Source organism: Francisella frigiditurris (assembly GCF_001880225.1).
Taxonomy (GTDB): domain Bacteria; phylum Pseudomonadota; class Gammaproteobacteria; order Francisellales; family Francisellaceae; genus Francisella; species Francisella frigiditurris.
Genome location: NZ_CP009654.1, coordinates 443,084 through 463,620, shown reverse-complemented (window position 1 = coordinate 463,620; position 20,537 = coordinate 443,084). Strand labels below are relative to the sequence as shown.

Here is a 20,537-nt window from a genome sequence, read left to right as displayed (position 1 = left end):
TTATTATGTTTCATGGCATTTTCTTCAGAACAAATAATCTTTTAGGTGATATACAAGAAGATATAATTGATGGATCAAATAAAATTTTAAACACGAATCCAGAGAATAAAACTATTACAACTCTATATGATTATGAATCTGGCTATTGGCTATCTCAAGCTATAGAAAAAAATAGTAGGGAATTAATCTACTCATATAAAAATTTTACGATTGTTGGATGGATTAAACTTTATAATCGTGAAGAGCTGATTACAAAGCTAGAAATAAGTCCCCCACTTAATACCTCTGATGCCGAATTAATTTTATATACATATGAAAAATATGTTGATGATACTCCTGAACACTTACATGGTGATTATTCTTTCGCTATTTTTGATAATAATAATAAAAAACTTCTTTGTGTCAGAGATCACATGGGAACTAGACCATTTTATTATTATCTAGATGATAATGTTTTTATTTTCTCATCTTCTCAAGTCATATTTAATTATTTAGATATACTAAACATTTCTGCAAGCGAAGAATGGATATGTCGAGTTCTTGATGGTGGCACAAACATGAATTTTGAGAAAACTGCATATAATGAAGTTTTTAAAATCCCTCCAGCACATTACTTAAATATTTCTAAAGAAAATTTTTTAAAGAAAAAATATTTTGAGTTTTCTACTAAGAAAATAAATTTAAATGCTAATGATGATTATTTCAAAATATATGAAGAAAAAGTAAAAAAAGCTATTTTAGAAAGATTTATAAATAGTAATCACAATATAGGAAGTGAAATAAGTGGTGGCATAGATTCTTCTACTGTTACATCATATATAGCTAAATATTTTGATCAACCTATAAATAACCTTTTTACCTATGGATTCACTCGCCTAGATCAAGAGCCAGAATACGCACTTCTTGTGAACCAATTCTATAAACTACCGAATGCCTTTATTTGCAGTGGAAATAGTAATATAAAGAACAAAAATCCTTTAGATATTTTAGGTGCTCCCGTAGAACATGGAAATGCTACTGGGCATGAAATTTTTTATTTAAATGCATCTGGTGATGGTGTTCGTAGTCTTTTTTCTGGATTTGGAGGAGATGAGTTTGTCACATCAATACATGGAGACTTAGTTAAATTCGAGCTTTTAAAAGATAGAAGATATAAAGATTTATTTAAAACATTTGGCGGAAATATAATAACTAAACCTCTTAGAATATTGAAGTTCCTAGTTCAAAATAATGCTAAAAGAGGCAAAAAAAGTTTTGGTATGTTAAATGCTTTTAAATCAAGATGGCCATACTTTTTGGTTAAAGATGATTTTATAGAAAAGCATGACCTCAAACAAAGATACTTTGAGGTCGGTAGCTTTGATAATGGTTTCTCAAGCTTTGACAAATTTACTTTAGAGAAAAGATGGGTAAGCTTTGTTCCAACAAGAATGGACAATTGCTCTTTAATGGCTGCTGCATATGGCATCGATTATTACTGGCCGTTATTAGATGTACACTTAATTCAATTCTTCTTATCCACCCCAAATACTTTGAAAATTCATAAAGGCTTTGGTAGGTATTTACATCGCAAATCAGTTGAAGATACTGTTCCTAAGAAAATCATTTGGAAAAAAAGCAAATATATGGGTGAGCCTTTCCTCGATAAAAGAAATAATGAAGCAGATATAGAATTTGACAACAATCTTCATCCAGATTTAATTAATATTATAAATATTGAAAAACTACATTCTCAATTAGAAAAACTTAAAACTCTAGATAACGCTAAGAAAGAAATAAAAATGACTATAAGCAGAAATATCTCAAATATTAAAAATATTGATGAATGGTTAAAATACTTTAATTTAAGAATAAAATGATTAAAAAATTAAGAAGAATATTTTTGAATATTATCTATCAGAAACAACCTAGCTTTATTATAAGTTACAAATACTTTATACCATCTCCTAATACTTACATTAGAACTCATAGAGCTATATTTTTTCGCAATTTCAGACGACCAGATATAATTTTAAGCAATATCCTTGCTACTTTTAAGTGGGTATCTTACCAAGCATGGATAAGTAGCTATAAAATTAGTAAAAACATATCTGAAGAAAAGTTGTTAGAAACTGGACATAGAAATAAATTCACACTCTACATCAAGCTTATAAAATTGAGTTTAGCAAATTTCATAACACCAAATTACTATTTAAAATATAAACTTTATAAGAATGACCCTTTATCTTTTTTCTACTATAAAGAAATTGTAGAGCTTCATTTATATAGCGATAGAAAAAATAAAGATTTCAGAAAATATAATAAACTTATAGCAAACAAGTATCAATTTTTAAATTTCTTAAACCAGCACAATATACAGGCTAATTATAGTTGCAAAAAAAGTTTCAAAGAAATTGTTGCGAATACAGATATTTTATTTCAAAAACAAAAAATATTTTGCAAACCAAATATTGCTAATCAATCATCAGGTGCTTTATGCATCTATTTTGATCTAGTTCTAAATGACTATAAACTTCTTACACTTGTAGATAAAAAAGGAATAATAGGAAAAGATAATATAACAAGTTTCATAAAATTTTATTATTTAAACTCTGATGAGATTTTAATAGAAAAATTTATAGAAGATGATGAAGAAATAAAAGCTATATCGAACCATCCTACTGATGCTACAACTATGAGAATAATAACAGCTAGCTTATATCCAAATAATCATAAACCCAAACCCATATATATTCAGTTAGAAATACCTTTATTAGAAAATAATGGCGAGCATCAGTTTTATAACATACTACCTTTAGACTTAATAAACTTAGATATAAATTTAAAACATATGCCAGACTTTAAAGATAAAAAATCTTTTGAAAATATGAAATTATCACAAAATCTAAAAGATAAAATTAGAAGAGCTTGTAATATGAGTATAGAAGCTCATAGTAAGCTTAATATTAGAGCTATTGCTTTTGATATCATAATCTCTACTGATGTCCCTATAATTATAGAGGCTAACTATAATTGGGATGTAGAATTACTTTATAGAATATTTCAGCCAAATGAAAGTAACTCTCTTCCAATAAAAACATGGCTGCAAAATTTATAAAAGGTAATTGGTAATGTTTATATATAATATTTTTGGATTAATAATATCTAGTGAAATAAAACTCCCTGCCTGTAAGGAACGTCCAGATCTTACAGAAAAAGCTAATATTTTTTTCAAATATGGAAATGTAAAAGATAATTTACCTGACGATATAAAAAACTTGAACGGACATACTTTCGTTAAACCTAATAACATCTGGCTACATATAAAAGACAATGCTTGGATTCATATTTCTGATGGTAAAACCATAATAGTTGATCTATATGAAAATGCTGATTTACAAACAGTTTGTTTATATCTCTTTGGCTCAGGTATTGGAGCGTTGGTTCACCAACAAGGCAAAACTGTGATACATGGAAATACCGCACAAATAGGTAATGAATGTATTATCTTTACAGGCGACTCTGGTGCAGGTAAATCTACTATATCATCAGCATTTTATAAAAAAGGCTACTCTTTTATAGCTGATGATCTAGCAGTTATAAACTCTAAATATGAGGTAGAGCCTGGAATTTCTAGATTAAAAGTGTGGAAAGACACTGCAGACGCTCTAAATATAGATACAGAAAAGCTTGATAAAATAAGGTTATTAGTAGATAAGTATTCCTATCCTATTACAGAAAATATCTGTCATACCCCAAAGCGCCTAAAAGCTATTTTCTTACTAGAAAATCATAATGAGAACTCATTCAAAGTAGAGGAAATAAAAGGTTTAAGTAAATTAAAAGAAATACAGTATCACACTTATCGTAAATTTTATGTAAAAAGGATGGGGTATAAACAACAGTTTTTCAAACTTAGTAGCGAAATAGCTTCACAAGTTCCCTTATATAAAATAACTAGACCTGCCAATGAATTCGGATTTCAAATAGAAAAATTAATTGAAATAGTAGAAAATATAATTAATGATATATAATCATTTATTTATTAGATGCTAGATATATCAGAACATCTTAGATGGCTGCTAATACACGTAAAAATACTCACTTCAACAATAACTACTGGGATTTTAAGTACAAGATCAAATCAGAGATTACATTGATAATATAAACAAACAGATAAATGCCAGTAACTATAATTTTAAGCCAGCATCTATAATTAAAAAACAGAGTTGTAATGAAAGTATTACTATCTGGTCAGCCAAAGATTCTTTGATATTAAAGACTTTAGCTGAAAGTATTAAAAGTAAAAGCTATTTCTCTAATGACTGTATTTCTAATAAAAATCAAGGAGGTACTTTAAAAGCTTTTAAAGTTATTAATAAATATATAAAAATTCATAAGTATATTTATAGGATAGATATTAAAGAATTTTATAATTCAATAAACCATAAAATATTGTTACAAAAGCTCAAAAGTTTTTGCTCAGAAAATGAATACAAACTTATAGAAAAACATATTGATAGAATAGAATGGCAAGATGGTGAGTATAAAGAAATAAAGCAAGGTATATCAAAATCATCTGCCCTATCACCTGTATTGGGATGTATATATTTACATTAATTAGATTTAGCTATGAAAGAGCTAGATGTAATCTATAAAAGATATACTGATGATTTTATTATAATGGCTAAAACCAGACATAAACTTAGAAAAGCTGTAAAGATAGTTAAGCAAATACTTAGCAGATTAGAACTAAAAGAGCATCCTGATAAAACTGATTATAGGAATTTTAACAATCCAAATTCCAAATCATTTGATTTCTTAGGTGTTCAAATAAATAAACAAGGAGTAAAAGATCTTAGAAAAAATACTAAAGAAAATTTTATAAGTAAAATCCGCCGACTTTATGAGTACTTACTAAACGTTATGAAAATAACCAATAAGGAAAATTTTTTGAATGATTTATAGGCTTAACCATTATTGATTTATAAACAAATAAATTTTAAGATCCTGAAAGAAGTTCATAAGTACCATCTTCACGAGCCCCAGGAGTAACTCCTCCTTCTACTTCAACCATATCATCATCTAATCTAGTTAATGAAACAGATTCTTTTATCCATTCTTTTTTATTTATTAGTTCCATATAAACGACTCTAAAACAATTGTTGTAAACTTTAGTATATAATAAAACTAAAGTTAGTTAATCACTAAATTAAGAATAATTATCTTTAACTAGTTAAATTAACTCTATAGGATCAACATCAAAATAAACTTTTATTGCTTTATTTTCACTAATTTCTAAAAATCTTCTTACATAATTAATGAAACTATTTATATCTTTTCTTTCTGATGCTGTTATCAATAAACTATATTTATAAATATTATTCTTTTTAAGATGTGTTGCTGGAAGTGGCTTTGTAATAGAAATATTTTCACAACTACTTACAGTATCATATAAGTTATTTAAAAAATTTAACACATCAGCTTCTTTTTTTGCTTCCGCTATTATTTGTGCTTGATATGTATATGGCGGATAATTAAGAGCCTTCCTCTGTTCTAATAAATAATCTAAAAACTCCAAATAATCAGTTTGTATAAGCTTTTGTAAAATTGGGTTTTCTGGTTGATAAGTTTGCAGCAACACACGACCTTCTTTGTCACCTCGACCAGCCCTACCTGCCACTTGAATAATCAATTGTGCGTTTTTTTCAATTGCATGAAAATCTGTACTGTAAAATCCTGCATCGGCGTTAATTAGCCCGACTAAAGTAATATTTTCAAAATGATGGCCCTTAGCTACCATTTGTGTACCAACTATAACATCAATTTTGTTATTAGTTATTTCATCAATTATTTTATCTAGATCTCTATTATTTTTAATATTCTCTCTGTCAAATCTTACTATTTCATTATAAGGAAATTTCTCTTTCAAAGCAGATTGAATTTTCTCAGTACCAACGCCATAAGGAAAAAGCTCTGTAGAATCGCAGCTATTGCACTGTATAACTATTTGCCTTTTATCTCCACAAAAGTGACAGGCTAAGTATTGGTTTGGACATGTATGTAAAGTATATGGTTTATCACATTTTTTACATTCCACTGCATCTCCACAGCTATTACATACTAAGGCTTTTGCATATCCCAACTTATTCACAAAGAGTAAAGATTGCTCATGCTTTTGAATATTTTTTTCTAAAAGAGAAACTAAAATATTGCTTAATCCATTGCTGACTATAGCTGATCTTAAATCTATGATCTTTACCTGAGCAGACGCATATTTTGAAACCCTTTCTGTAAGCTTTAATAGATTATATTTTTTATTAATAACATTATAATAACTCTCTATTGATGGTGTAGCACTTCCCAAAATTATAGGAATATCTGCAAACTTAGCTCTCAATATTGCTAAGTCCCTTGCACTGTAACGAATAGTCGATGTTTGTTGCTTAAACGAACTATCATGCTCTTCATCAACCACAATTATTCCTAGATCTTTAAAATCAGCTAATACTCCACTTCTAGTTGCTATAACAATATTCGCTATACCTTTTTTTATATAGTGCCAGTTTGTTAATCGATCGCTTTCTGTAAGCTTTGAGTGAAGAGAAACAATATTTTGATTAGAGAATCTATCTTTAAACCTTTTTAAAGTCTGTGGCGTTAAATTTATTTCTGGTATTAAAACTAGGGCTTGCTTTCCTTTATCCACATAATTTTGGATAGTCTGCAAATAAACTTCTGTCTTACCACTACCTGTAACCCCATATAGCAGGAAAGTTTTAAACCCCCCATTTTCTAGAAGAATGTTTAAAGCTTCTTGCTGTTCATTTGTTAATTTTTTATTACTACCCTTTGTGTTGGCATCTGGGACTAGAGCTTTTATTTTTGTGCTTTTAACTAAAATATTCTTATTTAATAAAGCTCTTATAATGCCATCTGAATATCCTAAATTCTTAATTTCATTTAATAAATAAGTATTCTCTCCAATCTCTTCTACTAATAGTTGTTGCTTAGCTGTTAATTTTATATTTGATAAGATATTTATATCTACAGATAAGAAAGTTTCCTCTTTTGGATTAACAATTTCCTTTTTAAAATAATCATTCGGTAAGGCTAATTTTGTTACACTATATAAATCTGAATGATAATACTTTGCTGTCCATTGTATTAACTTCTGAATATTCTCACTTATTAAAACACAGTTATCATCTAAAATTTTTACAATGCTTTTAATCTTTGAATGGTCATAATTCACTTCTACATTAGTATCAGTAATAAAGCCTATAAGCTTCCTATTACCAACAGGAACTAAAACTCTTTGAAATAATTTTATTTCGATATCTATCGAATAATCTAACAAGTAAAAGGGAGGAACAGCTAGAGCAACTTTGACTATCATTATTTTTCAGTATTAACTTTACCGTATTTATGCCAGAAATAAAAACCATATACAGCTGTTAAAAAGAAAATAAAGTTTTGTATAACTTGGCCATATAACTCTTGATCATACATAACAACTACAAAGTATAGATCTGAAATTATCCAGATCACCCAATTTTCCATAAACTTTTCTATTGTCATTATAATTGCAGCAAAAGTAATCCCTGTTAAAAGACCTGTAGAGACTATATCTTGAGAGCTTGTAATATAATTAAAGCCTATAGAAAATATACATAGCAATATTATGTAAAATATATATCTTACATAATCAAAAGGTTTCATCCATTTAACATTAGCAAATTCATTTGTAACACCCTGCTTATACCAGCTATACCAACCATAGCTAAAAAACACAACATAAACAGTTTGTAATAAAACTAATGAATATATACCTTTATATGCAAATAAAACTAATAAAAGTACAGCTCCAACGATACCTAAAGACCACGACCATATTTTTAATCGAGCAAGATAAAAAGTATAAAGAACATTGATAATAAGAGCAGACCAATCCAAAAACCCTAACATATTAACCTCTTTATTATTAGAAACAGTCGTAAACTTTTATATTTAGATTTTTCTGTAATTCTACTTTGATCTGATTTATTTTCCTAATATTACTTGTTTTAAAATTTAATGTATCAACAAATAAATTATAAACTTCTAATAATTTCAAATTTTTAATATCACAGTTTAAATAACATATTTCATTAGAATCAATTCTAATGATATTAGCATCATCTAGTCTATGCAAAACTAATTTAACTTTATCATAATCAGCTATAGCAAGTTTTGAATACAATTTTGAAAGAGCAACTCCGCCTTTAAGCATTCTTTGGTGCTCATAAAGCTCTCTTAAAAGGTTTATAACTATAGTTAAGTTATCTCTTTTTACCTCTTTAGTAAAATGAACGTTTACTGAAAGTAATTCTAAACCTTTCATCATTACAGCTCCCACCAATGTAATGTGCCATGTGATAAAAACCCAAAGAATAAAAATAGGTATCAATGATAATGAGCCATATATCACTGAATATGTCGGAACATAAAATATATAAAGAGAAAAAAGTCTTTTTGCTATTGTAAAAACCACGGCTACAAATAAAGAAGCTATAAAGGCTGATCTTGAGCTTACTTTTGTATTAGGTAATATCCTATAAACAACAAAAAATGCTGCCACGAGAAATAAGAAAGATGTAAAATTTATTATATACTGTTCGACTCCCATATCTGTAACTATCCATGACATCGAGAGTAGATAGGTACTAGAGATAAATACAAAACCAAAGAATATTGGCCCTATAGTCATTAAAGCCCAATATACTAAAAAGCTTTGTAAAATACTTCTAGCTCTTTTAACATAAAAGATTTTATTTAAAATAATTTCTAAGTTCTTTATCATAAAGAAAATAATAGCTAATAAGAAAATTACCGAAAGTATTGGTAATGAAGATACTTTTCTCGATAAAGAAACTATATAATCTTGAACGGTAGATGCTGTCGAAGGTAACATATTATCAAATATAAACTGTTGAATTTTCTGAGACAGCGGAGTAAATACTTCAAAAGTATTTAAAATATTTATTATAATTAAAAAAGTAGGAACAAAAGCAAATAGACTTGTAAGAGTAAGAGCTGAAACAGCAGTAGGACATTCCTTTCTGAAGTACTCTTTAAATACCCAAGTCCAATAATTTTTAAAAATTAAAATATACTTTTTTAAAAGTGCTGTATTAGGCATAATGGAAGTGCAATGAAAAACATATTAATACTATACTATACACAAGGTGGAAGTACAAAGAAAATGGCTGAAACTATCGCTTTAGGTGTTGAAGCGACTGATGCTAATGCCATTCTTAGAACTGTGCCAAATATTTCTCATAATACAGAGCAAACTGAACCAAAGATACCTAAAGATGGTGATCTATATGCAACTAAAGAAGATATTGCTAACTGTGATGGTATCATAATTGGTAGTCCAGCATATTTTGGTAATATGGCAGCAGCTTTAAAATTTTTCCTCGAAAAACATAGTGATTTATGGTTCAAGGGAAGCTTAATTGGTAAACCAGCTGGCTTTTTTACTTCTGCCTCAAGTATGCATGCTGGTCATGAAAGCACTTTATTATCAATGATGATTCCTTTTCTACATCATGGTTGTCTTATCACAGGTATACCATATAGTGAGCAAGCTTTAGAAAAAACTAAAACAGGTGGTACTCCTTACGGAGCTTCTCACCTAAATACTTTCTCTCCACAAAAAACGCTATCTGATGATGAAATAAAAATCTGTAAAACCCTTGGCAAAAGGATAGCTGAAATAGCAAAAAAACAATCAAACTAAATAAAGGAGTATAAAAATGAAAACATACTTTATCATTTTACTTTCTTTAATAAGCCTATCATTAACAGCATGTTCATCAACTTCTGAGCCAACTTATTCCGGAAACTCTATTGGTCAAGTATCCAATGTGGAATCAGGAACCATAATGGCTATAGAAAAGGTAAATATTAAAGGCACTCATGAAACAGGTGAAAGAGCTGGAGCTATCGCAGGTGGTTTAGGTGGCGCTTTTGCTGGTGGCGGCAGCATGTTAACACATATTGCAGGATCTATTGGTGGAGCTGTAGTTGGTGGACTAGCTGGAGCAGCTACACAAGATGTTTTAACATCTGGTGAAGCATATCAGTTTATAATTAAAAAACCTTCTGGCCAGACTATATCAGTACTACAAACAGATGATAGCAATTTAAAAGTTGGGGATAATGTTACTATTTTACTATCTGGAAATAATACAAGAATTATTCCTAGTAACCCTACAACAAAAACAGATTCTACGCCTAATTAAAGAAAGTCACAAAACTATCTATATCTTCTCGGGCTGTGCGATAATTATTTACTACGGCACCTTTATCTTCATATCCAAGAGAAACTCCAAAAAGTAAAACAAAATCATCATATCCTAACTCTTCTTTTACTATCTCTGGATACTGTCCCAAAGATGCCTGCGGACACGTAGCTAATCCAAGTTCATTAGCAGCCAACATAACTGATTGTAACAGCATACCACAGTCAATATATGCACTTGCTCCAGTATTTGAGTATTTGAAAAAGAATAAAGTTACAGGTGCAGCAAATGATAAGTAATTCTTCTTCCATTGCTCCATTCTTTTTTCTTTATCATCTCTTTTTATATCTAGTGCATCATATAAAGCAGCTCCACATGCAATCGCTCTAGCTTTTAATTCTCTCTCTAAAGCTCCACCCTCATATTCATACTCCATTTTAGGTTTTTGTCCACTTTCGAAGGCTTTTAATATTCTCTCGGTTATTTTTTTCTGCTTTTCTCCACTCACTACAGCTATTTTCCAAGGCTGTGTGTCTTTAGCTGAAGGAGTCCATCTAACAGCATCAAACATTTTTTCTAAAGTTTCTTTAGGTATATCTTTATCTAAAAAAGCCCTGACTGACTTGCGTGTTTTTAAAGATTCAATGACTGTCATAAAATAAAATTATAAATTTTACTAATAATAAAATTTTAACGAAGATTTATAATAAATAATATGTCTATGCATGCGCTTTTCTTATTTCTCGCAATATCTTAAGTTTTTATCATAGAAAATAAATGTTACTCTAAATCTGAGAATGCTTTTCATTTCATATCCCAAAGGAGAATTTTATGAGAGTTGAATCAGATAGCATGGGAAAAATTGAGGTTGCTGATAATTATTACTGGGGAGCTCAAACCCAAAGATCTTTACAATACTTCTCTATAGGGTCAGACTTAATTCCAAAAGAAGTTATAAAAGCTATGGCTATTGTAAAAAAAGCCTCTGCCATAACCAATAATGAGCTAAGAATACTACCTAAAAATAAAAAAGATATTATAGTCAAAGTAGCTGATGAAATAATAGAAGGAAAACTTAATAATCATTTTCCTCTCCATGTTTGGATGACAGGAAGTGGAACTCAATCTAACATGAATGTTAATGAAGTCATTTCAAATAGAGCTATTGAGCTATTAGGTGGAAAAATGGGGAGCAAAGACCCTATCCATCCAAATGATGATGTAAATATGTCTCAATCATCTAATGATGCTTTTCCTACAGCAATGTACATAGCCACAGCTTATGAAATAAAAAATCAATTACTTCCAGCTGTTGAATATATGTTTAAAGATCTAAATAAAAAAGCTAGAAAATGGAGAAATATAACAAAAATAGGTAGAACACATATGCAAGATGCTGTTCCCTTAACATTAGGACAAGAGTTCTCTGGCTATGCTGCTCTATTAAAAAAGAATATTCAAAGAATTAAAGACTCATTAAAGGATGTATATGAACTAGCTTTAGGAGGTACAGCAGTCGGAACTGGCTTAAATGCTCCAGAAGGTTTTTCTGAAAAAGTTGCTAAACATATATCTAATATTACTAACCTACCTTTTGTTTCTGCTAAAAATAAATTTGAGGTTCAGGGATCTCATGATGCTTTAGTTGCTATTATGGGTCAACTAAAAACATTAGCTAACTCCTTATTTAAAATTGCTAATGACATTAGAATACTTAGCTGTGGCCCTAGAGCTGGTCTACACGAGCTTTTACTTCCTGAAAACGAACCAGGATCATCAATTATGCCAGGAAAAGTAAATCCTACTCAATGTGAAGCAATGACGATGGTTGCTGCTCAAGTTATTGGATATGATGTGGCTGTTGGTATTGGTGGAAGTGCCGGTTATCTAGAAATGAATGTTTACAAGCCTTTAATGATTTTTAACATAATTCAGTCAATTAAAATACTATCTGATAGCTGTATTAATTTTACAAAGTACCTTTTAGAAGGTATGGAGCCAAATAAGACAAAGATAGATTATTATCTCAAAAACTCTTTAATGCTTGTTACAGCTTTAAGCCCTGTTATAGGATATGATAAAGCCTCTAAAATGGCTCATTATGCTGATCAAAAAAATATCTCTTTAGACGAGGCTAATAAAGATTTAAAATTTTTATCGGAGGAAGAGTTTAAGAAGGTAGTTGATCCATACAAAATGACAAAAGGAGGAATATTATAAATATTTTATGCTTGTTCAGAAATATCAAATACTTTTACATTAATGCCTAAAGTCTCTGTTCCACCACCTCTATAAATAGTACCTGAAGTTGGTGTAGCATCCATATAATTACGTCCACAAGCAATCCTAATATGGTCAGTATTAACTTCACATCCATTTGTTGGATCATAGCCAACCCAACCAACCCATGGCAAATAAACCTCTACCCATGCATGTGTTGCATCACTCATCTGAGTATTTTCATATTGACCACCATTAAATATATATCCTGCACGGTATCTTGCCGGTATACCTAAAAGTCTTGATAAGCATATAAACAAATTTGAGAAGTCCTGACAAACTCCTTCTCTTGTTATATAAACATCATAAGCTGTTGTACCAAAGTTTGTTGCATTAGGAACATATTTATATTCATAATAAATAGTTTTATTTATATCTTCTAAAACAGATATAACATCACTATTATTCCTTTTCACAAAACTAATAGCATATTCCATTAACTCTTCTAACTGAGTTTCTGGAAGCTCTGTTGGCAATAAATAAGGTGTCATCATCTGTCTCTGCCAAGGCATCCATGGTAAAGGCATTGTTGTGCGACGATGGACAGAGTTTTTCTTTAATGAACATGAGGTTATCGCAATTTTCGATTCCATTTTTATAGTAAGCTCTTTATAAGGTTCATTTGTCTTAAAGAAAGTTACTTCATTATCAAAAACATCCTTATAATGCTCACTATCACAATCAACCGATACTTTTAATGAGTAATCCAGTATCTTCTGATTAGAGTCTTCAACTGGTCTCATCCTAATAGAATGTTTACTTAAATTAACCGCTTGATCATAAGTATAACTAGTCTCATGTATCACATGTAGAATTCTTGGAGGTGCTGATAAATCTCTATTGATTCTAACTATTTCATTTTTTTCCAAAATAGGTAATTCGTTATTTTCCTGAGGAGCATTAAAATTATTTAAATTATTATTAGTTGTGCTTGGGAAATTATAATTATAATTTAGTGCGTCACTACTCCAGATCACTAGGCCTCTAGAAACAACAACCATTTTCCCTGGCTCCAGCTTCCTCCAATCCCCAGTATTTTCAGAATAACTAGTAGAGAAAATCATATAGGTTCTCAAGGAGTCATCATTTGCACCTGTAGAAATATATACTTTATTCAAATTCAAATAGCAGTAATTACTTGGTGGAAAAAATCTAGAATAATATATCGGATTATACTCATTTATATCTTGATATATTATTGTATTTTCACCATTGGATATGAATAAATTAGCCTGACCTGTTTCATTTATTTTTTTCAATAAATCATACGCAAAATAAAGACCATCGACATCTAGTTCTCTAATTCCATTCTTCTTTAATTGCGATAAGAACCAGCATAAGATATATTCTGAATCCGTTGTTCCTACTGGCTCAAAATCGTTAGCATCTAATGTTAGTATGTTTTTGTATCCATGATCTAAATCGCCATTATGTACAAGTGTCCACTCTTTTCCAGCATATGGCTTAACGAATGGCTGAATATTTAAATCAGTACGAGATTGATTAGTATCATAAATATGACCAAGAAATGTGTTAGATAAAAAATTAGAATTTTTCTCAAACATTGTTTTTAACGCATATACATTATCTACCTGTGTATCTTTTATTACAGTAGCTGCATTATAGTTTGTATGATACCAACCCACTCCCCACATAAAATCTTTATCAAACTTTAAACTTGGATTGGGATTATAAAAACCAATCCTAGGAGTAATAGGGCAGTCTGAAGATATAGCAATAATTTTACTAAGCATACTTTAGGCCTCTAATAATTTTATATAAATAATACGTAGAATATTTTAAGATGTATTTTCATCTTACATTAAGAGGGAATTTTACACTTTTATAGGAAATTATTCATCATTTTCTAACATAGCTATATAATAACTAACATCTGCGACAAAGAACTCTTTTGATATACAAGAAGATAATTCACTTAACTTATCTATCACATGTGTAACGAAGTTATGAATATTTTGTAATAGCTCTTCTATTGGAGTTTCTTCAATATAATCAACAATTTCTGTTAATCTTTCTTTCGATTCTGATCCAACATCTGAAGCTCCCCTGGACATTTTCTTTAGAATAAATAGCGCATCCTTCAGACAGAAAGGTATTGTTCTAGGGTAATCAGTCTCTCTTAATAAAAACTTAGCAACATCAACTCTTGTCAACTCAAGCTCAGACTTCCTCATGAAAGCATCGTTTGACATGCTATAAAGTAACATCTCTTGCCAATATTGAGATTCACTCATAGACTTATGCATAGACCCTAAATTTATATCTCTATGATAATAAACATCACCTAATCTTAATGTAAAATCAGCTCTTTCTATAAGCATCCCCAGCTTCATAAAATTATATGGATCATCCCTTAATATAAAATTGTGATAATATCCGATCCATGTAAAACAGAATTTAACTATTCTTTTACCAAAGTTTAAAAGGTCTATCATGGAAATTTTTTGAGTTTCTGGACTATTTATCCATAACCAAATCTCATTCATCTCTTCCCACATATCTGCAGAAATTAGATCTCTAACAATTCTTGCATTCTCTCTAGCAAAAGAAAATGAAGCATAAACTGAAGAAGGATTTTCTTTGTCCCAAATTAAAAATTCTTGGATTTTTCTACTATTAGTTTTAGCTTCTTTTCCATATTTTTCAATAAAAAGTTTCTCTCCTCCTGTAACAATTACTAAAGGAAACCAAACCTCTTTTGCATCTTTAAAAGTTTCTAACTCAACATTATATGCTACATCTATAGCATTTGTTAGCATCAGAACTCTTTCAATATTTCTACTTAACCAAAAACAGTTTTCAGCCGTACGAGAAATCATTTGTCACCCCCTAAAACCCAAGTATCTTTAGAACCGCCACCTTGACTAGAATTTACAACATAAGAACCTTCTTTAAGAGCTACTCTTGCTAAGCCTCCTGGTAAAATCCACGTATCCTTTCCAGTCACTAAAAATGCTCTTAAATCAACTCTTCTAGGTACAACTTTACCATCAATAAATGTAGGGCTTGTCGATAATTCAACCAATGGTTGCGCAATATAAGCTCTTGGCTTAGCTTTTATTTTATTTACAAACTCCTGGCATTCTTCCTGAGTTGCTTGAGGTCCAATCAACATACCATAACCACCTGAGCCATTAGCCTCTTTAACAACAAGTTTATGGATGTTATTTATAACATAAGCCCTATCTTTTTCTTCACTACAGAAATAAGTTTTTACTTGAGCAAGTAAAGGCTCTTCTTTCAAATAGTAACGAATCATATCATGAACGTATGGATATATTGCTTTATCATCCGCAATACCATTACCTACAGCATTCGCTAAGACAACGTTTCCAGCTATATATGCTTTCATTATTCCTGGGACACCAAGCATACTTTCAGGATTAAAGAATTCAGGATCCAAGAATTTATCATCTATTCTTCTATATACAACCGATACTAACTTAGGGCCTTTTGTAGTTTTTAGGTACACATGATCATCATGTACAAATAAGTCTGAGCCTTGGACTAATTCACATCCCATCTTTCTAGCTAAATAACTATGCTCAAAATATGCAGAATTATACTGACCCGGAGTTAATACTACAGTCAAACCTCTTTGTTTCTTACCATTTACTTCTTTTGTTGGAGAAATACTTGCCAAAGCTTTTCTTAACTCCGTTGGATAATCTAAAACTCTTTTTACACTTAGATCAGAAAAAACTTCAGGGATAGCTTTAATTAAAGATTGACGATTCTCTAATACATAAGAAACACCTGATGGAGTTCTAACATTATCTTCTAGAACCATAAATCCATTTTCATCTTTAATAAGGTCTAATCCTGCTATATGACAATAAACACCATGAGGAGGTTTTATTCCTCTCATTTCAGGTAAATATTCATCTGATGACTCAATTAACTCTCTAGGAATCACACCATCCTTAAGTATATTTTGATCCCCATAGATATCATTTAAAAAAGCATTAAGTGCTTTTAATCTCTGTTTTAACCCTTTTTCTAACTGAGCCCATTCTTCTTCTGAAATTATTCTAGGAATTAAGTCAAAAGGAAATATCTTTTCAGTACCTTGATTATCGCTATAAACAGTAAATGTAATGCCACTTTTCAAGAATGATGCATCAACAAACTTCTGCTTTTCATATAGCTTATTAGCTGAAAAACTACCTAATACCTCTACAACAGGAGCTACTTCACTCCTAATGATTCCCTTACTTAAGAATATTTCATCATATACATTTTCATAAGGATTATAATCGCTAAATACACCTTTATTTTTACCCATATGCAAGCCGGTCCTCCTAAGCTAAAAACTAAAAAAATTATAGCACATATCCTGTTTTAAGTGGTTAGAAAAAATGTTGACTTATATAAAAAAAGACTTATAATCTGATCTTTCCCCGTTAAATAAATTACTTTAATTAACAAAAATAATATATTTTAACTTTAAAAAGGAGGCAATAAAATGACACAGTTATCAAAAATATTAGCTAAAAGACCTTCTTTATCTAAATCTTTTAGTAAGAAGGTATCTCTAAATAGCTTTGTAAAAACACCTGATTCAACTAATCCGGATCCTAAAAATAATCAGAAAAAATAATTTTAATCTGCTTTAATCTCTCCACATCCACCCATTTATATATTAAAATAATGCTTTTAAAGAGGTCTAAGTAGATAAGAAATGTTAAATAAAAAATTAATACTTACATACTTTGTCTGTATAATACTCATTTTCAATTCTGGGTGGATAGATAGTATAGTTCTATATAAATCTTTTGGTGCTTCTGTTGCAGCAATGACTGGAAACTATAGAATTCTAGGGCATAGTATATCAGATTCAGACTGGGTATTTGCTTACCATGTAATGGTTCTTATCATAGGTTTTATAATAGGATCAGCTATAAATGGAGCTATTATAAAACAAGACAGTTATATCATTTCCAAAAATCATACAAAAGCCTTAGTTTTGCAAAGCTACATAGTCCTTATGGGTGCTATTTTTATTGATATTCACCACAATCACATAGTTATTGATGATATATTCCTAGCTGTATCTATGGGTATGCAAAATAGTTTTACAACATTGTTTTTTGGTGGATTCGCCAGAACAACTCATATGACAGGAACAACAACAGACCTTGGCATAGAAATAGGAAGAGCACTAAATGGCCGCTTTGAGAATTTATGGAAAATCCCTTTCTTTACTACATGCATTATTGTTTTTACCTTAGGTAACGCTGCTGGAGTAATATGGGTTAGGATTTCTGGAGACCTTTTTACTTTAATGTTATTTCCTTCGATACTTTTACCGATATTTGTTGGGATCGTAATACTGTTTATGTATAAAGTAGCAAAAAAGAACGATAACTTAAGATAATAATAAATAATTTATCGGAGAATCTGGACACTGTCCAACTCCACACTCTAAGAAAGTTAAAACTATATTTAAAGCAATTGTCAAAACGTAAAGCCAAATAATAGTATTACCTACTATTGTCATAAGACTTTTTTCAGGAACATCATATTTATCATCTAAGTATAGAGTAACTAAACAATTCCACGCAATAGCTAACCCGGCTATAACAACTACCCATGTATATAGATGTAATCCAAATACTGCATCGCCATAAAAGCCACTACCTGGCTCTATATGAATAAGAACTTGTCTGACAGCAAAAATCATTGTGAACAAACATGCAAATGTTGACACGGCATAATATCTCGATTTATTGCCAAACTTCATATTCATCATATAGCCAATGCCTATAGCCATAATCCCTGCTCTTTGAAGCAAACATAATGGACAAGGTAGTTCATGAAGTATAATTTGGAGAATTACAGCTCCTAAAGAAATACCAGTAATCCCAAGTAAACCAATAGCATTTAAAATATAAGACTCATTTCTTTTAAAAGCTTCTGTCATATATGCTCCCTTAATCTTAATATTGCAGACCTAAAGGATCTGTAGCATGATGTATAAACTCTAGTTCAAGAACTAATATTGTCAGCAAGAAAAAAAGAACGGCCCACCTATTTTTTTTTATTAAAATACATATAGCTGTTATAAATAACATGATAAAGTTTAAAACCATGATGATTTCTTCTCCTTAGCCTCTTTACTGCAATCAACTATGTTTATCTTACTGAGCTCTTTCCATGAGTCTTTTGGACATTTTTCTGGTCTAGACTCAGGCATACAGTATCCACTCCATCCTCTCATATTTTCAACTTGAAGACATTTTTTAAAACCTTTAACACTTAAATAGCCAGGTGTTTGAGTTGCCGGATTATTCCCTACTAATGTTTTTTCTTGATCAACATTCACCTGTTGAGCTACTGAAGTTACATTTGTATCGTCTGCAGCAAATACAAAACCTATACCGCCTACGAACATAGCCATTATTAAACCAATTTTAGAAACTTTCTTCATTATCTTATCTCTCTATTATTGATATTCTTAATTATCAGTATAAATACTATTAAATTTTTTTTCTAGATAGTCTATATAATGATTAGGATTCAAATACTCTCCTGATAGATTGTATATAATTTCATCGGCTGTTTTAAATGAGCCATATTGATGAATATTTTGATTCAGATACTTTAAAATACTACTTAAATCACCTTTTTCTAAACATTGATTAATATCAATTTTTTCATTCATCGCACTAAATATTTGAGAGGCATAAACTGTACCTAATGCATAAGTTGGAAAATACCCAAATAAACCTGCTGACCAGTGAACATCTTGCAATATTCCTTCTTTGAAGTTTTTTGGACTTATTCCCAAATACTCTTCATATTTACGATTCCATAATTTTGGAAGATCATTTACTGAAATATCTTTCTCAAAAATTTCTTTTTCTATTTCATAGCGAATTAAAATATGTAAGGGATAAGTTAACTCATCAGCTTCGACTCTAATAAAGCCTGGCTCAACAGAGTTTATTCCTTTATAAAACTCTTCTAAAGATACTTCTGATAAATTATCTGAAAAAAGATTCTGGAGATTTGAATACTGATTAACCCAAAAAGATTTATTTTTACCAACTAAATTTTCATAAAATCTTGACTGCGACTCATGAATCCCTAATGTTACCCCCGTACCAAGAGTAGTATTGTAAATATCATCGCCTATATTTTGCTCATACATAGCATGACCAGTTTCATGGATCGTACTAAAAATAGATGACGCAAATAATTTTTCCATGTAACGTGTTGTCATTCTTACGTCATATTTATTAAAATTTAACGTAAATGGATGCGCACTTTCTTTCAATAATCCACTATCAAAATTAAATCCTAAGTATTTTGCTACATCTCTAGAAAACTGCTTCTGTTTTTCAACAGAATAGCTTTGTTTTAAAAAGTCGACTCTGACTTGAGGCTGTTTCTTTATTTTATCCAACAAGGGAACTATTTTCTCCCTTAACCCATTAAAAAAAGGATCTAATTTTGCTACTGTCATTCCTTCTTCATAATCATCTAACAGCACATCATAAGGATGATTAACATAACCTATATAATTTACATATTTTTTTTGATATTTTATTATTTTTTCAAGATATGGTGCAAATATGACAAAATCATTATTCCTTCTTGCTTCTGCCCAAATATTCTGCGCTTGAGATATTAATTTTGTATACTCAACGTACTCTTCTTTTGGAATCTTACTTAGTTTAACTTTATCTTTTGTTGTTAAATAAACAATACGTCTGCTAATTTCATCCAAATCATTAATATCTTTATTTAAAATTTGTAGGCTTTTATCAAGCTCTTCTGAATTCATTATTTCATAATTTTTTTGAGAGAAGAACCCTATAACCTCTGACGTTGTATTAACTGAATTTTTTGGAGCCTCTGTCTCTAAATCCCAATGCATTAACGAAATTGCATGATTATATTTCTTCTTCTCACTTAAAATATTATTTAAACTTTCTAATGCTTGTTTTATATTCATATTATTTT

20 protein-coding genes and 1 pseudogene are annotated in these 20,537 nt (G+C 30.1%); 9 read left to right on the top strand and 12 right to left on the bottom strand.

Going from position 1 to position 20,537, the window contains the following annotated elements; genetic code table 11:
* Window positions 1–5 precede the first annotated feature (5 nt).
* The 4 genes and pseudogenes from KX01_RS02380 to KX01_RS09295 all read left to right on the top strand — a co-directional run bounded on the left by KX01_RS02380 (window position 6) and on the right by KX01_RS09295 (window position 4,947).
* Entirely contained in the window at window positions 6–1,859 is a 1,854-nt protein-coding gene (locus tag KX01_RS02380; RefSeq protein WP_071663469.1) for an asparagine synthase-related protein, read from the top strand.
* The gene (locus KX01_RS02375) at window positions 1,856–3,097 is read left to right on the top strand and encodes a hypothetical protein (protein ID WP_071663468.1); all 1,242 of its coding nucleotides are present in this window, start codon (window positions 1,856–1,858) and stop codon (window positions 3,095–3,097) included. The genes KX01_RS02380 and KX01_RS02375 overlap by 4 nt, the downstream gene beginning before the upstream one ends.
* A gap of 13 nt (window positions 3,098–3,110) precedes the next feature.
* On the top strand, window positions 3,111–4,013 hold the full coding sequence (locus KX01_RS02370; RefSeq protein ID WP_071663467.1) for a phosphoenolpyruvate carboxykinase (ATP): 903 nt from the start codon (window positions 3,111–3,113) through the stop codon (window positions 4,011–4,013).
* Window positions 4,014–4,248: 235 nt separating this feature from the next.
* Window positions 4,249–4,947, top strand: a pseudogene (locus tag KX01_RS09295) (reverse transcriptase domain-containing protein).
* A gap of 34 nt (window positions 4,948–4,981) precedes the next feature.
* Here the strand turns inward: KX01_RS09295 and KX01_RS09340 are convergent.
* The 4 genes from KX01_RS09340 to KX01_RS02345 all read right to left on the bottom strand — a co-directional run bounded on the left by KX01_RS09340 (window position 4,982) and on the right by KX01_RS02345 (window position 9,160).
* On the bottom strand, window positions 4,982–5,122 hold the full coding sequence (locus KX01_RS09340; RefSeq protein WP_156860362.1) for a hypothetical protein: 141 nt from the start codon (window positions 5,120–5,122) through the stop codon (window positions 4,982–4,984).
* A 93-nt stretch (window positions 5,123–5,215) separates the two neighbouring features.
* Entirely contained in the window at window positions 5,216–7,378 is a 2,163-nt protein-coding gene (priA, locus tag KX01_RS02355) for a replication restart helicase PriA (protein WP_071663464.1), read from the bottom strand.
* A complete protein-coding gene (pnuC, locus tag KX01_RS02350) occupies window positions 7,378–7,947 on the bottom strand; it encodes a nicotinamide riboside transporter PnuC (protein WP_071663463.1) in 570 nt (189 codons plus the stop codon). The genes priA and pnuC overlap by 1 nt, the downstream gene beginning before the upstream one ends.
* Window positions 7,948–7,963: 16 nt before the next feature.
* The gene (locus tag KX01_RS02345; protein WP_071663462.1) at window positions 7,964–9,160 is read right to left on the bottom strand and encodes a YihY family inner membrane protein; all 1,197 of its coding nucleotides are present in this window, start codon (window positions 9,158–9,160) and stop codon (window positions 7,964–7,966) included.
* 12 nt (window positions 9,161–9,172) lie between these two features.
* Between KX01_RS02345 and wrbA the strand changes: the two genes are divergently transcribed.
* Window positions 9,173–9,763 carry an NAD(P)H:quinone oxidoreductase gene (gene wrbA / locus KX01_RS02340; RefSeq protein ID WP_071663461.1) on the top strand — a complete coding sequence of 197 codons (591 nt, stop codon included), beginning with the start codon at window positions 9,173–9,175 and terminating at the stop codon, window positions 9,761–9,763.
* Window positions 9,764–9,779: 16 nt separating this feature from the next.
* Entirely contained in the window at window positions 9,780–10,268 is a 489-nt protein-coding gene (locus KX01_RS02335; RefSeq protein WP_071663460.1) for a hypothetical protein, read from the top strand.
* On the opposite strand, the gene KX01_RS02330 is transcribed toward KX01_RS02335, so the two are convergent.
* Window positions 10,261–10,923, bottom strand: a complete 663-nt coding sequence (locus KX01_RS02330) for a nitroreductase (protein WP_071663459.1) — start codon at window positions 10,921–10,923, stop codon at window positions 10,261–10,263. The genes KX01_RS02335 and KX01_RS02330 overlap by 8 nt on opposite strands.
* A gap of 176 nt (window positions 10,924–11,099) precedes the next feature.
* Here KX01_RS02330 and fumC point away from each other — a divergent pair, with 176 nt between their 5' ends.
* On the top strand, window positions 11,100–12,488 hold the full coding sequence (gene fumC, locus KX01_RS02325) for a class II fumarate hydratase (protein WP_071663458.1): 1,389 nt from the start codon (window positions 11,100–11,102) through the stop codon (window positions 12,486–12,488).
* A gap of 5 nt (window positions 12,489–12,493) precedes the next feature.
* Here fumC and KX01_RS02320 read toward each other — a convergent pair whose 3' ends face one another.
* From KX01_RS02320 to KX01_RS02310, 3 genes are all read right to left on the bottom strand, one after another.
* Complete coding sequence (locus tag KX01_RS02320) at window positions 12,494–14,302, bottom strand: class II glutamine amidotransferase (protein ID WP_071663457.1); 1,809 nt, start codon at window positions 14,300–14,302, stop codon at window positions 12,494–12,496.
* Window positions 14,303–14,401: 99 nt separating this feature from the next.
* Window positions 14,402–15,328: an alpha-E domain-containing protein gene (locus KX01_RS02315; protein ID WP_332245029.1), complete on the bottom strand. Its 927-nt coding sequence runs from the start codon at window positions 15,326–15,328 to the stop codon at window positions 14,402–14,404.
* Window positions 15,329–15,384: 56 nt separating this feature from the next.
* Window positions 15,385–16,854, bottom strand: coding sequence for a circularly permuted type 2 ATP-grasp protein (locus KX01_RS02310; protein ID WP_071663455.1), 1,470 nt, complete (start codon window positions 16,852–16,854; stop codon window positions 15,385–15,387).
* 180 nt (window positions 16,855–17,034) lie between these two features.
* Between KX01_RS02310 and KX01_RS09565 the strand changes: the two genes are divergently transcribed.
* Window positions 17,035–17,169: a hypothetical protein gene (locus KX01_RS09565; protein ID WP_269556822.1), complete on the top strand. Its 135-nt coding sequence runs from the start codon at window positions 17,035–17,037 to the stop codon at window positions 17,167–17,169.
* Window positions 17,170–17,250: 81 nt separating this feature from the next.
* A complete protein-coding gene (locus KX01_RS02305) occupies window positions 17,251–17,946 on the top strand; it encodes a YoaK family protein (RefSeq protein ID WP_071663454.1) in 696 nt (231 codons plus the stop codon).
* Here the strand turns inward: KX01_RS02305 and KX01_RS02300 are convergent.
* Genes KX01_RS02300 through KX01_RS02290 form a run of 4 tightly spaced genes read right to left on the bottom strand, consistent with a single transcriptional unit; the run spans window position 17,938 to window position 20,529 of the window.
* Window positions 17,938–18,492 carry a disulfide bond formation protein B gene (locus tag KX01_RS02300; RefSeq protein ID WP_071663453.1) on the bottom strand — a complete coding sequence of 185 codons (555 nt, stop codon included), beginning with the start codon at window positions 18,490–18,492 and terminating at the stop codon, window positions 17,938–17,940. The genes KX01_RS02305 and KX01_RS02300 overlap by 9 nt on opposite strands.
* Window positions 18,493–18,508: 16 nt before the next feature.
* Entirely contained in the window at window positions 18,509–18,643 is a 135-nt protein-coding gene (locus tag KX01_RS09610) for a DUF5993 family protein (RefSeq protein WP_377655164.1), read from the bottom strand.
* An 8-nt stretch (window positions 18,644–18,651) separates the two neighbouring features.
* The gene (locus tag KX01_RS02295; protein ID WP_071663452.1) at window positions 18,652–18,999 is read right to left on the bottom strand and encodes a hypothetical protein; all 348 of its coding nucleotides are present in this window, start codon (window positions 18,997–18,999) and stop codon (window positions 18,652–18,654) included.
* Between the two features lie 27 nt (window positions 19,000–19,026).
* Window positions 19,027–20,529, bottom strand: coding sequence for a carboxypeptidase M32 (locus KX01_RS02290; RefSeq protein WP_071663451.1), 1,503 nt, complete (start codon window positions 20,527–20,529; stop codon window positions 19,027–19,029).
* Between the last annotated feature and the right edge of the window lie 8 nt (window positions 20,530–20,537).